Origin of the sequence: Lysobacter antibioticus (assembly GCF_000731095.1) — a bacterium.
GTDB lineage: Bacteria > Pseudomonadota > Gammaproteobacteria > Xanthomonadales > Xanthomonadaceae > Lysobacter > Lysobacter antibioticus_B.
The window spans coordinates 55916-69295 of record NZ_JMTZ01000002.1 but is presented as its reverse complement, the minus strand read 5'-3'; the positions used below and the strand labels follow the sequence as shown (position 1 = coordinate 69295).

The following is a 13380-nucleotide window of genomic DNA, read 5'->3' as shown; positions in this document are numbered from 1 at the left end:
TCCCTGGGAGAGAGATATGAAGAAGAGCACGCGCATCCTCTGCAACGGCGCGCTGGCCACCGCCGTCATCGCCGGCCTGTCGGCCTTCGCTTCGGGCTACCTGACCGGTGCCGCGCCGTGGCCGGCGTCGGGCCTGACCGCACTGGCGACGGCGAACGGCCCGGTCGCCGGCGCGCCATCCGTGCGCAAGACCTTGCTCGGCAGCGCGCCGGCGCAAGCGCGCTTCGATCGCATCATCGTCCGCTACCAGGACGCCGCACAGACGCGCAGCCGTCCTGCCTCCGTGCTCGGCGCGGTGAATGCCGCGGCGACGCGTGCCGGCCTGGCCGGATCGCGTGCCCTCGCCGGCCACGGCGCGTCCGTACTCGACGTGCAGCACGTGCGCCGATTGGCGACGGGCGCCGACGTGCTGCGTTTGTCGCGCGGCCTCGACCGCGGCGAAACCGACCGGCTGCTGGCGGAACTGCGCGCCGATCCGGCAGTGAAGTACGCCCAGCCCGATTACCTCAAGCAACGCCTGGACTTCGTCCCCGACGACCCGCGTTTCGACCTGCAGTGGCACTACACCCACCCGAGCGCGGGCATCGACGCACCGGCCGCCTGGGACACCAGCCACGGCGACGGTGTCGTGGTGGCGGTGCTCGACACCGGCTACCTCGATCATGCCGATCTCAACGCCAACATCGTGGCCGGTTACGACTTCATCCACGACCCGGACGTCGGCGGCGACGGCGACGGACGCGATGCCGACGCGCACGATCCGGGCGACTGGGTCGGCGGCAATCCGAGCTCGTTCCACGGCACCCATGTCGCCGGCACGGTCGCCGCGCTGACCAACAACGGCGTCGGCGTGGCCGGCGTGGCGTTCGCTGCGAAAGTGCAACCGGTGCGCGTGCTCGGTCACGGCGGCGGCTACACCTCGGATATCGCCGATGCCATCGTCTGGGCTTCCGGCGGCCACGTCGACGGTGTGCCGGACAATGCCGATCCCGCTGAAGTGATCAACCTGAGTCTCGGCGGCAGCGGTTCCTGCAGCCAGGACCCGGTAACGCAGGAGGCCATCGACGGCGCGGTCGCGCGCGGCGTCACCGTGGTCGTCGCCGCCGGCAACGACAATGCCGACGCCGGCTTCTTCTCGCCGGCCAGTTGCAAGGGCGTGATCACCGTCGGCGCGAGCGGCATCGACGGCGCTCGCTCGTGGTTCTCCAACTACGGCGCCACCGTCGCCGTCACCGCGCCGGGCGGCAACGCCACCAGCGGTTCCGATCCCGACGATCGCTGGATCTGGTCGCTCGGCAACGCCGGCACCCAGGCGCCGCTGCCGAGCCCGGAGGGCGATCGCCTGATGGGCATGATCGGCACCTCGATGGCGAGCCCGCACGTTGCCGGCGTGGTTGCGTTGATGCAAGCCGCGGCCACCGAGGCAGGGCGTCCGCCGCTGACGCCGGCGCAGGTGAAGGCATTGCTGCGCGGCACGGTCAAGCCGTTCACCGTCGTGCCGCCGGCGAGCAAGCCGCAAGGCCCCGGCATCGTCGACGCGGCCGCTGCGGTGCATGCGGCCACCCAGGAAATCCCGGTCGACCAGGGCGAACTGCTGAGCAACCGTGTCGCCATCGCCGGCCAGACCGGTGCGGCCGGCGATGCGCGGTTGTTCAAGATCGTGGTCCCGGCCGGAATGCGCAGCCTCAATCTGCGCAGCTACGGCGGCAGCGGCGACGTGTCGATCTACGTCGCCTACGAGCGCGTGGCGACACCGACGCTGTTCGATCGCAAGTCGGCCAAGCCCGGCACCGGCGAAGCGGTAGTGATCACCCAGCCGGCGGCGGGTACGTATTACCTGAGCGTGGTCGGCGAGAGCGCCTTCAGCGGCGTCTCGGTGCTGGGGGTGTATCAGTAAGCAGCCTGCCGCGGAAACGCAGGGAGGCGGGTATGTTCCGCCTCCCTGATCCTGCGGCTGCAGATTCGATCCTGACCGGGTCGGATCGAACTCAACGTCGCTCGATATCGAAACGCACCACCTGATCGAGGTCGTTGTACTCGATCGCATAGCGCTCCAAATGCACGCCGTAAGGCGAAGCGCCGAGTTCGTAGTAATCGTTACGCAAGGTACTTCGATCGGGCGGGCCGAGCAGCTCGGTCACCTCGGTGCGGCGCATGCCTTCGCGGATATGGCCGCCCTCTTCGAGGGGGACGACCTGTTCGACCCGCGGATTGTCCAAAACGGTGGAACCGCGCTGTTCGCGCCACAGCTCGGCATCGAAGTCGCTGGACATTTTGCAACCTGCCATCGTTAGGCCCAGGAGGGCAAGTAAGAGGCGTTTCGGGCAGTGCGACAAGGAGTGCGCTCCTGACGTCGGTCCGGCCGTGGCTCAGGTGCTTCAGGAAGGATAGGTCTCGCCGTCGGGCCTGGGTTTGCCTTCTTCCATGAACTGGCCATCGGCCTTTCCATGATCTCCCACCGGCACCTGATCGCTCCACGCCAGATTGCCCTGCCGATCGATCACGATCATCTCGCCGTTGCCGACCGCCGCCTGGACCAGGTCGGCGAGCTCCTTATTGCTGGCATGAGGGTTCTCGGTGGCGATGCGGCGACCGACCTCGTTGTTGTAGAGGTCCATCGCCTCGCGATCGCTCTTATTGCTCGTTCCCTCATGCGCGGTGGCGAAGTCCTTGGCGAATTTCTCGCCGTACTCCTTGGTCATGCGTGCGTTCCAATAGGCATGGCGGAACGCATCCTGGTGACCGTCCTCGGCGCTTTCGGTGTCGAATCGCTTCTCGGACGTGCTGAAGGCCTCCTTCCCGATCTTCTTGAACTCGTCGACGCCGATCAAACCCTCCTTGGACTGGAGGTTGTCGAGCATCTCGCCTTCGGTCTTGGTCATCTTCGTCGACTTGACGAACCAGCCGACGTAGTTCGGCTCCCATTTGATCATCTTGTCGGTTTCGACTTGATAATCGCGCTCGATCTGGCCCAGGTCCGGGCGCGAGTTCAAGGGTTGATTGGGTTGAATCGCACTGCCACCGCCGATGGGATCCAACAACATGACACGCTCCTGTGCAGTTGTGACTGGAGGCCAGTAGACGATGACCGAGCGTGGCCGGCAACCTAGGTCGATCCCTAGTGCAAGTATCTGAAATTAAAGAAATTATTCGGTAAATTTATTGGCGCGGAAGAAATCTTGTGCGGGTTGGATAAGGCTATCGTCGGAGATCACGTTCCCGATCACGACACGCGTCGCAGTTCCGTCGTCGCCCGCTTCCTGGCGTTGGAAGCGTGCGTAGATTTCCGCTGATGTCGCACGGGCGGTCGTTCCGCCAAGTGAACGACAAGTCGCGGAGTGCAGGAGTCCAGGCAATCGCATGCCACGAAATCCGCAGCGTGCCGGGCGCAGTCCAGTCGCCGAGACTCAGGGCTTGGGATGGGCGAGAAAGAAATCCCAGCTGAGGTTGCTGGCATCGGGGCCGGAGGGATCGCCGTAGAGGCTGCAAGGGCAGCCGCCCGGGTAGGCATGGCCGGCGCCGTCGATCAGATAGGACTCGATCAAGGACGGGCCGGTCGCGGCCGCGCGATACGCCTTGTGGGTGTAGGTGCGGCCGCCCGGCACCTGGCCATGCACCACCTCGTCGGCGACGCTGTCGATGCCCGCGACGGTCGCCCACTGACCGACGAGGCGTTCGGCCGTCGACGGCGCCACGACCAGATCGGCGCTGCCCTGGAAGATCAATGCCGGCACGGCGCGGCGGCGGCTGCCCATCTCGGCGATGGCCTTGTTCCCAGAGGTTTCGGGCGACTGCAGCTGCAGGATGTCGCAGTCGTATTCGCAGCCGGCGAGGATGCTGGCGGCGGCGTAGAGGTCCGGATAGGTTACGGCCATGATGTTGGCCATGACCCCGCCGGCGGACACGCCGGTGACGTAGATCCGCCGCGGATCGACGCTGTAGCGCGAGCGCAGCTTGTTGGTGATGCCGGCGATGATCGACGGCTCGCCGAGGCCGCGATGCTGGTTGCTCTCCAGGTACCAGTTCCAGCAGCCGAGCGGATTGGCGAGGTTGTTCTGGTCGGGAAAGACGACGATGAAGCCGCGTTGCTCGGCGAGCTGGGTCCAGCCGGAAAGCAATTCGAAACCGACGTCGTTTTCGGTGCAGCCGTGCAGGGCCACCAGCATCGGTATCGGCACACCGGGGCGGTAACTGGTCGGTACGTAGCCGTGGTAATCGCGGGCGCCGGCCAGGCTGACGTAGAGGTCGCGGAAATAGCCGGCTGCGTAAGCGGGCGCCGGGATCGACGACACCAACAACAGGGCGGCGAGCGCGCACAGGAAGCGGCGGCGCAGGGCGATGGACGGTAGCGACATGACGGTCTCTCCTGGCGGTCGGACGACCGCGCGGTCTTCGCGTTGTAGCCGCTCGCGTCGGGCCAAGTTTCACCGCGGGAGCACCAAGTCTTGACCACAGCCGATCGCTTGCGCGAAGTGCGGGCCGCGGTCGCGAATCCGGTCGGACCTCGCCGCCGGGCGCGATCGTCGCGCTAAGCTGGCGTGCACTTCACCGCATCGGCCAGGGAGTCTCGATGAGCCAGCGTTATACCTTCGACAATCTCGGCGAGCACGTGGCGAAGGAGCTCGGCGTGTCCGCCTGGCAGACGGTCGACCAGACGATGATCGACCGATTCGCCGAGACCACCGGCGACCGCCAGTGGATCCATGTCGATGTCGAACGCTGCCGCAAGGAGAGTCCGTTCGGCGGCACCATCGCCCACGGTTTCCTGTTGTTGTCGCTGCTCGCGCCGCTGCAGATGCAGCTCGGCATCTTGCCCGAAGACATTTCGCAGGCCCTCAACGCCGGTCTCGGCGAGGTCAGGTTCCAGGCGCCGGTGCTGGCCGGCGAGCGTGTGCGGGTGCGGGTCGCGTTGGCCGCGGTCGGAGCGAAGGGCGAGGGCCGCCTGCTGATGATCACCCGCAACGTCATGGAAATAGAAGGCAAGGACAAGCCAGCGCTGGTCGCCGACATGGCGGCGATGCTGTATCGCTGATCCAGCAGGGACGTGCTGGCCGGCGTGGCGCGCTCAGTGGCGGCGCAGTTCGCTCGGCGAAACCCCGAACTGCTGGCGGAACACTCGGCAGAAGTTCGACTGCGAACGAAAGCCGTTGCGGTAGGCGATCTCGGAGATCGGCAGCTTGGCCAGGGCCGCGTTGGTCAGCATATCGCGGGCCTTGCCCAGGCGCAGGGCGCGCAGCCGCTCCATCACCGACTGCCCGCTGTCGCGGAACAAGCGGTGCAGATAGCCTTCGGAGATGCTGCAACGCTGGGCGATCATTTCCGCCGACAGGTCCTCGTTCGAGTAATGCGCCTCGATGAAATCCAGCGCGCGCTGCTTGTGCGCGGCGGCCAGCGAGCGGTCGTCGCAGAAGGTGCGCGAATCGCCGCGCAGCATCAGGGCGACCAGGTCGCACAACTGCGTGGTCAGGACCTGCGCTTCGCCTTCGCCGAGCTGCTTGGCCAGGCGGTCGATCTGCCGCGCATAGGCGCCGAGCAATTCGGCGCGCGGGTCGGTGCCATCCAGCGGCGCCGAGAACACGGTCGGCAGATGCGACACGCGTTGCTGCAGCAGATGCGCCGGTATCAGGGTGTTGAAGCTTTTGTAGCAGCCTTCCGGTTGTACCTCGCCGACCACCGCGGCCGAGATCAGGTAGATGCGGTCGGGCACCAGGATCACGTCGTGGCCGCCGACGAGGTTGCGCGAGCTGCCGGCGGCGGGCAGGGCGAGCACGTAGTTCTGCGCCAGTCCCGACAGATGCTGCGGGGTGCGGCGCATGTGCAGCCCGCTCAGGGCGATGTGGTTGAGTTGCAGCGCGCCGACCGATTGGCTCGCCAGCCAGCCCATGCGTCCTTCAGGGCGGGTCAGTTGAACGTCGGCGCTGCCGAAGCCGGGCGAATGCACGGTCGACCAGCCGCCCATCGCGATCCGTGGAGTCGCCGCGGCCTTGGCGGGGAATGCAGTCGGCGCTGCAACCTCGGTTGCGAACATGGCGATCCCTCGGTGAACTGTCGATCGGCATCTTAGGAGCCTTGCGGCTCGCGCTGCATGTTGCGACGCAGCACGTCTGTGCACTCAGGGTCAATGCGGTGTGCTCCCGCGGTGGAACCGCGGCGAGGCGACGCCGCTATGTTGCAGCCATGCCGTCATTGCGACGACGGCGATGCGCGCAGGGGAATGGACCAGGATGAGACACAGGCTTTTGAGCGTGGCGATCGGTGTGGCGATGTCGACGCAGTGGTCGGCGGTGCGGGCGCAGGAGGTGCAGGGGGCATCGACCGAGACCCGAACCGAGGCCGAAGCAGTGCAGGGCGAATCGGAAAAGAAACCGACCCAGTTGGAATCGATCACGGTGACCGCGCGCAAACGCGAGGAAACCCTGCAGGACGTGCCGGTCGCGGTCAGCGCCTTCACCGCCTCTGCGCTGTTCAAGCAGAACGTGCAGACCCTGGCCGACCTGCAGGGCAAGGTGCCGTCGCTGCAGGTGTATGCGGCGCGCGGTTCCAACACCACCCTGACCGCCTACATCCGCGGCATCGGCCAGTCCGACCCGACCTGGGGCTTCGACCCGGCCGTGGGCGTGTACCTCGACGACGTCTATCTGGCGCGGCCGCAAGGGGCCTTGCTCGACGTGTTCGACGTCAGCCGCATCGAAGTGCTGCGCGGCCCGCAAGGCAGCCTGTACGGCAAGAACACCATCGGCGGCGCGATCAAGTACGTATCGAGCCCCTTGCCCAAGAGCACTCAAGGTTCCGTCGAAGCCACGGTCGGCACCCATGGCGAACGCGGTGCCAAGGCCAGTCTGGGCGGTGCCAGCGACGATGGCGTCTGGCGCGCCCGTGTCGCCGTCGCCAGCATGCACAACGACGGCTACGGCAAGAACCTGGTCCAGGACAGCCGCAACGGCAACAAGAACACCAACGCCGCACGCGCCACCTTCGGTTACTTCCCGTCGGATACGTTCAACGTCGAACTCGCGCTCGACGGCATGCACGACAACTCCAATCCGCGCGGCGCCAAGATGTTGAAGGCGAACAAGTACTATCCGGCGTACAAGCCGCTCGCCAGCGACTTCGACACCCGCAGCGCGATGCCCCAGGTCAACCACAGCGAGCTGGAAGGGGCGGCGCTGACCGTCAAGTGGATCGCCAGCGCCGACTGGGCGTTCAAGTCGATCACCGCCTACCGCAGCTCATCGACCCAGAGCAATATCGATTTCGACACCTTGCCGGAACGGATCGGCGAAGCTTCCGGCGGCTACAGCGACCATCAGTTCAGCCAGGAACTGCAGGCCAATTACGATGCCGGCGGCAAGCTCCACGGCGTGTTCGGCCTGTTCTACTTCAAGGGTGCGGCCGGCGGCATCAACCGCAGCACCTTCCTGGGCTCGCCGCCGTACACCGCGCTGCGGCTGTCGCAGTACGCGGTCAGCAGCGGCCGCATCGGCACCCGCAGCATCGCCGCCTATGGCGATTTCACCTGGGACCTCGACCCGCAGTGGAGCCTCGATCTGGGGCTGCGCCTGACCGAGGAGACCAAGGACGCGCTGATCCAGAACTACGCCTTCGCCGACGGCGCCTTCCAGGTGCCGATCGCCGAGCTGGCCGACTTCACCGGCTCGAACACCTCGCGCAACGTCTCGCCGAAACTGACCCTGTCCTGGCGCGCCAACGATCACGTCAATCTGTATGCCAGCTATAACGCCGGCTTCCATTCCGGCGGCTACAACATCCGCGCCAATTGCGCGGTGATCCCGGCCTCGTGCCGGCCGATCGACGACGAGAAGGTCCAGTCCTTTGAGCTGGGCAGCAAGATGACCTTCTTCGACGACCGCCTGATGATGAACACCTCGTTGTTCCACAACGACTACAGCAACATCCAGTTGTCGGTGTTCACCTCCTACACCTTGCCGAACGGCAGTCCCGGCTTCTTCGGCGACTTCACCAACGCCGGCAAGGGCACCATCCAGGGGCTGGAACACGAGTTCGCCTGGAAGCCCTCCGAGCATTGGACGCTCAGCGGCAACGTCGCTTACCTGCGCAGTAAGTACGATGAGTACCGCAGCGGCGGCGTGGACATCGCCGACAGCCAGCGCTTCACCAACGCACCGAAATGGTCGGGCGGGCTGAGCCTGGACGCGCTGTATCCGCTCGCCAACGGCGGCAGCCTCGGCGGGCGCATCAATTACAGCTATCAGAGCAAGACCTATCCCGAGACGACCTTGTCGCCGCTGATCGCGCAGCCGGCTTACGGATTGTGGAACGCCGGGCTGATCTGGCAGGTCAACCAGCCGTGGACCTTGAGCCTGCAGGGCAGCAACCTGGGCAACAAGTCCTATCGCAGCACCGGCTACCACATCGCCGCGCTCGACATCGTCACCGGTTTCTACGGCGCGCCGCGCACAGTGAGCCTGTCAGCGCGCTACGAGTTCTGAGCGCAGGTCCTCCGGCGCACGCCGCGAACGGCGCAGCGGGCGTTTCCATCGGCCCTCGGTCGGCACATGCTCGGGGGCCGACCACACTTTCGTTGGCACAGGAATTCCCTCCCCACCATGTCGGCCGAACCTTACGACGCATTGCATTGGCACAGCCGCGATGGACTGCGGCTGTACGCCCGCGATTACCCCGCGGCGGTCTATTCCGGCGCGAAGCCGCGCTGCCCGGTGATCTGCATTCCGGGGTTGACCCGCAACTCGGCCGATTTCGACGAGATCGCCACGGTGCTCGCCGCGGCCGGGCGGCGCGTACTGGCGGTGGACCTGCGCGGCCGCGGCCGTTCGCAGTACGCCGACGATCCGTCCAGCTACAGCGCCGACCGCTATGCGCTGGATATTCTCGATTTGATGGCCGCGCAATCGATCCCGCGCGCGGTCTTCATCGGCACCTCGCTCGGCGTGTGGGTGACCATGACCGTGGCGGTGAAGCAGCCGGCCGCGGTGGCGGCGGCGGTACTCAACGACGCCGGCCCGCAGGCGCCGAAGTCGGCGCTGGACCGGATCGCGCGCTACGCCGGCGTGCCGGTGCCGCCGATGACGCGCGAAGACGCGGCGGCTTATATCGAACGCATCGGCAGCGCCGCCTATCCGAAGTACACGCGCGCGGACTGGGCGCGGATGATCGAGCGCATGTTCCGGGTCCGCGACGACGGCCTGCTGGTGCTCGACTACGACCCGAAGATCATCCGCACGGTCAGCCCTACCAAGCTGTGGCTGCTGCGGCCGTTGATGTGGCATCTCTACCGCAAGCTCGCCGCCGGCCGGCCGATCCTGCTGCTGCGCGGCGCCTTGTCCGACATCCTCGAGGCCAAGACCGCCCGGCGCATGGCCGCGGTGTCGCCGCTGGTGCGCCTGGTCGAGGTGCCCGATGTCGGCCATGCGCCGTCCTTGTCCGAACTGGATGCCCGAATCGGCATAGAAACCCTGCTCGACGTTGCGGATTGAGACCGCGGCCCTGTCTGCGCGCGTCGATGCCCTCAATCTGGGCGGGCAGCGGCGCGTTCCGATCCCTTCGCCCTGACCGAGCCTTCACGCGACACGGAGACCCTTCCATGTTGGATGCACCGCAACCGTTGCTGCCCGAAATCTTCGCCCTGCACGGCCGCTGGCGCGCGCGCTCGCCCGCGCTAGTCGCGCCGCAGCGGACCCTGGACTGGCAAAGCCTGGACCGCAGCACCAACCGCATCGCCAATGCCCTGATCGGCGCCGGCTCGCGCCACGGCGACCGCGTCGCGCTGCTGATGTCCAACTGCATCGAGATGGCCGAATTGATCGTCGGCATCATGAAGGCCGGTTGCGTCGCCGTGCCGCTCAACACCGCGATCAGCGCCGAGAGCGCGGCGAGCATGTTGGCCGATTCGGGGGCCGTGTTCGTATTCGCGACCGCCGATCACGCCGCTCGCATCGGTGCGATTCCCGGCATCGCCCGCATCGAGGTGGTCGGCGAGGGCGCCTCGGCCACGGCCGGTTGGCGCGCGTATGCGGACTGGCTCGGCGGCGCCGACTCGCATCCGCCGGCGGTGCCGGTGTCCGCGACCGACCTGTGCAACATCATCTATTCCTCGGGCACCACCGGCGAGCCGAAAGGCATCGTCCACAGCCACGGCACGCGCGTGGCCTGGGCCTACGACGCGGCCCTGGCGCTGCGCTATCACGCCGGCGCGCGCACTCTGCTGGTCACCGGGTTGTACTCGAACATCAGCTGGGCCGCCTTGCTCGGCACTTGGCTCAGCGGCGGCACGGTGGTGCTGCGGCATGTCTTCGATGTCGCCGACACCCTGGCCACCATCGCCCGCGAGCGCATCACCCACACCGCGATGGTGCCGGTGCAATACCAGCGCCTGCTCGATCATCCGCAGTTCTGGACCACCGACCGTTCTTCGCTGCAGGCGATCATGAGCGTGGGTTCGTCCTTGCCGCTGGCGACCAAGGCCGGCCTGATCGAGACCTGCCGTTGCGACGTGATCGAGGTCTACGGCACCACCGAAGGCATCATCACCGCGCTCGACCCGGAGGATGCCGAGAGCCATCTCTCCTCGGTCGGTAAGCCCTTGCCCGGCGTCGACCTGTTGATCCTCGACGAGCACGACCGCCCGCTCGAAGCCGGCCAGGCCGGCGAAATCGTCGGCCGCAGCCGTTTCGCCATGGCGGGTTATTGGCGACGGCCCGAAGCCACCGCGCAGGCCACCTGGATCGACGAGGCCGGACGCACCTGGTTGCGCACCGGCGACATCGGCCGTCTCGACGAGGAGGGTTATCTCTACATCCTCGACCGCAAGAAGGACCTGATCATCTCCGGCGGCCAGAACATCTATCCGGCCGACATCGAGGCCGTGTTGATGCAGCACGCCGCGATCGCCGAATGCGCGGTCATCGGCGTGCCGAGCCCGGTCTGGGGCGAATCGCCGTTGGCCCTGGTGATCGTCAAGGACGCCGAGGCCGGCGACGGCGAAGCGATCAAGCACTGGCTCAACGAGCGCGTCGGCAAACAGCAGCGGGTGGCCGCGGTCGAGATCCGCGATCACCTGCCACGCAACCCGACCGGCAAGCTGCTCAAGCGCGAGTTGCGCGCGCCGTATTGGCCGAGCGCCTGAGACGCGGCGACCGACCCGCCGGCTTACGCCGGTTGCGCGACCGGCGTCGGCCGAGGCTTGAACAGAAACCCGCCGATCGACTGCACGGGACGTTCGAGCCAGCGATACGAAGCGATGCCGACCGCCAGGCATAGCAGGATCGCCACGACCACCGAGGCTGCGTGCAGGCCCTGCACCTGGCCGATGGCGGTGTTGCGCCACAGCCGGCCCGTCAACGAGATCACGAACGGGTGCGCGAGGTAGATCGAGTACGAGGCGTTGCCGAGGATCAGCAGCCAGCGCGGAATGCGCACCGGGCCGGCGCTCTCCCACGCCACCGCGCCGAGGACGATGACGGCGCTGGCCGAGCCGAACATCGCAGTCCGCAGCATCGGCGAGGGCTCGTGGGCACCGGCCTGGGCCAGGACGAACATGCTCGCAACGAAAGCGAACGCACCTAGCGACAGGCAGGGCAGGCCGTAGCGCGCCGGCAGCCGTCGCCAGTGCAGCCCGACCAGGGCGCCGGCGATGAATTCGAGCACCATAGGGCTGGACGCGACCGTCAGCCACGGCGGCGCATTGGCGCCGGCCGCGGCGTGGACCGCCATTGCCGTGATGCCCCAACCGGCCAGGAAGGTCCCGGCGTAACGCTCTGGCAGCAGTGCGATGGCGACCGCCATGGCCAGATAGAAATACGCTTCGTAGATCAGGGTCCAACCGACCATCAGGATCGGGAGCGAGGCCTGCGGCCACAACAGGTACGAGGTCGCGATTTTGCCGTAGTCGTGCGAGGCGTCGAGGACGCCGGGCATCAGCAGCATCGGCGCGACCAGCAGGCTGGTGTAGAACCAATAGGGCGGTACGATGCGCCAGGCCCGGCGCAACAGGAAGCGCCCGGCGCCGGCCGGCGAGCGGTAGCTGCCCGCGGCCACCGAGACCATGACGAAGCCCGAAATCACGAAGAACAGGTCGACGCCGCCGTAGGCGAATTCGAGCAGACTCGGCAAGATCTGCCGGCCTTGCCCGTGCAGGTCTTCCATCAGGCGCAGATGGAACAGGACGACCAATACCACGGCGATGCCGCGCAAAGCCTGGATCGAAGAAAAGAATGCGGCGCGCGGCCGCATCGTAGTGCTGGGTTCTGTCACTGCGCCTTCTCTGAGCTGCCGATTCGCTTGCGTTCCGACGGGCCGGTCGCGCAACGTGCCGGGCCTCAGGGGACGCAAGAGCTTTCGCGTCACGCGCGAGTGGGCAGTAGAGAGGGAGCCGTCGAAGATTTCTCCGTCGCTTGAATCGGTTGAGAACTTTGAAACATTTCTTGTCGGCCGGGTTCAGTGCGGGTTTACGCACCAGCCTGGTATCGGTCTGCGACGATTCGCTGCCTTGGCACGAGGGTGGCGCCGCTGTCCAGGTCGCGGTTTCCGGGCGAGGCGGCCCACGTCGAAGAGGGGGCGCGCAGGGATTACGGAATGTCCGCAATCAGGCGCTCACCGAAAGGCCTCGACGATCAAGGCATGAGGCTGCTCGAGATAGTTGTGCCAGAACTCGTCGTCCCTGACGCTGCGCCCGCTCTCCGACAGGGTCGGCAGGTGCCATTGCACGTGGCCGAAGCCGGCCTCGCGGAAGGCGCGGTCGTGGGCGTCGCGCGACCAATAAAACGCATCCAGGTCGAGTGTGTGCTCGCCGAACCAGGCGTGCAGGTGCACCGGCGCGCCTTCCTTGCGGCCCTGTGCGGCGGTCAAGGTCATGCCGTAATGCCGGTACCACTGCTCGTCGCTGGAGAACTCGGGGTTCAGCACCGCTGCGACGAAACGATCGCCCGGGCCGGACAAGGCTTCGAAGGCCGTGCGGCAGATCGCGGTGAGGCCTTCGCGGGATTCGGCGTACGGCAACACGTACACCGCCGTGACCAGGTCGAAACGTTCGCCGAGGTCGTCGGCGACGGTGCCCGGATCGCGCGCGGCGTCGCGCCAATGGTAGTGGATGCCGAGCGGGGCCAGGCGCTCGTGGGCGCGGGCGTGGCTGATCATCCCGGCCGACACGTCCAAGCCGACCACGCGGCGTGCGCCGCGCTCGGCGATGGCGCGGGTGTAGAGCCCGCTGCCGCAGCCCAGGTCGAGCACGCGCAAGTGGCGGGTGTCGCCGATCACCCGCAGCACGCTGTGCATTTCGATATGGCGGCGAAACGGCATCTCGTCGATGCTGCTCTCGTAGGCATCGGCGAGCGCATCGAACTGGCTGTCCATCGTTTGCATGGGAACCTCGATAAGGTCGGT

11 protein-coding genes are annotated in these 13380 nt (G+C 66.8%); 5 read left to right on the top strand and 6 right to left on the bottom strand.

The genetic code is table 11. The features are described from left to right. The first annotated feature begins 16 nt into the window (after positions 1 to 16). A complete protein-coding gene (locus tag EX88_RS0100705; protein ID WP_051884269.1) occupies positions 17 to 1897 on the top strand; it encodes a S8 family peptidase in 1881 nt (626 codons plus the stop codon). 91 nt (positions 1898 to 1988) lie between these two features. Here the strand turns inward: EX88_RS0100705 and EX88_RS0100700 are convergent, their stop codons facing one another. From EX88_RS0100700 to EX88_RS0100690, 3 genes are all read right to left on the bottom strand, one after another. Beyond that, a complete protein-coding gene (locus EX88_RS0100700; protein ID WP_031370108.1) occupies positions 1989 to 2273 on the bottom strand; it encodes a hypothetical protein in 285 nt (94 codons plus the stop codon). Positions 2274 to 2378: 105 nt separating this feature from the next. After that, positions 2379 to 3044 carry a DUF6973 domain-containing protein gene (locus tag EX88_RS0100695; protein WP_152566004.1) on the bottom strand — a complete coding sequence of 222 codons (666 nt, stop codon included), beginning with the start codon at positions 3042 to 3044 and terminating at the stop codon, positions 2379 to 2381. A 363-nt stretch (positions 3045 to 3407) separates the two neighbouring features. After that, positions 3408 to 4355 carry an extracellular catalytic domain type 1 short-chain-length polyhydroxyalkanoate depolymerase gene (locus EX88_RS0100690; protein WP_051884267.1) on the bottom strand — a complete coding sequence of 316 codons (948 nt, stop codon included), beginning with the start codon at positions 4353 to 4355 and terminating at the stop codon, positions 3408 to 3410. Positions 4356 to 4570: 215 nt separating this feature from the next. On the opposite strand from EX88_RS0100690, the gene EX88_RS0100685 reads away from it, so the two are divergent. Next, on the top strand, positions 4571 to 5032 hold the full coding sequence (locus tag EX88_RS0100685; protein WP_031370105.1) for a MaoC family dehydratase: 462 nt from the start codon (positions 4571 to 4573) through the stop codon (positions 5030 to 5032). 33 nt (positions 5033 to 5065) lie between these two features. Here EX88_RS0100685 and EX88_RS24175 read toward each other — a convergent pair whose 3' ends face one another. Continuing rightward, positions 5066 to 6028: a helix-turn-helix domain-containing protein gene (locus tag EX88_RS24175; protein WP_081930508.1), complete on the bottom strand. Its 963-nt coding sequence runs from the start codon at positions 6026 to 6028 to the stop codon at positions 5066 to 5068. Positions 6029 to 6224: 196 nt separating this feature from the next. On the opposite strand from EX88_RS24175, the gene EX88_RS0100675 reads away from it, so the two are divergent. From EX88_RS0100675 to EX88_RS0100665, 3 genes are all read left to right on the top strand, one after another. After that, complete coding sequence (locus EX88_RS0100675; protein WP_031370103.1) at positions 6225 to 8471, top strand: TonB-dependent receptor; 2247 nt, start codon at positions 6225 to 6227, stop codon at positions 8469 to 8471. Positions 8472 to 8588: 117 nt separating this feature from the next. Then, positions 8589 to 9476: an alpha/beta fold hydrolase gene (locus EX88_RS0100670; protein ID WP_031370102.1), complete on the top strand. Its 888-nt coding sequence runs from the start codon at positions 8589 to 8591 to the stop codon at positions 9474 to 9476. A 107-nt stretch (positions 9477 to 9583) separates the two neighbouring features. Further along, positions 9584 to 11125, top strand: coding sequence for a class I adenylate-forming enzyme family protein (locus EX88_RS0100665; RefSeq protein ID WP_031370101.1), 1542 nt, complete (start codon positions 9584 to 9586; stop codon positions 11123 to 11125). 23 nt (positions 11126 to 11148) lie between these two features. Here EX88_RS0100665 and EX88_RS24170 read toward each other — a convergent pair whose 3' ends face one another. Further along, a complete protein-coding gene (locus EX88_RS24170; RefSeq protein WP_152566003.1) occupies positions 11149 to 12252 on the bottom strand; it encodes an acyltransferase family protein in 1104 nt (367 codons plus the stop codon). A 339-nt stretch (positions 12253 to 12591) separates the two neighbouring features. Continuing rightward, positions 12592 to 13359, bottom strand: a complete 768-nt coding sequence (locus tag EX88_RS0100655) for a class I SAM-dependent DNA methyltransferase (protein WP_081930507.1) — start codon at positions 13357 to 13359, stop codon at positions 12592 to 12594. Between the last annotated feature and the right edge of the window lie 21 nt (positions 13360 to 13380).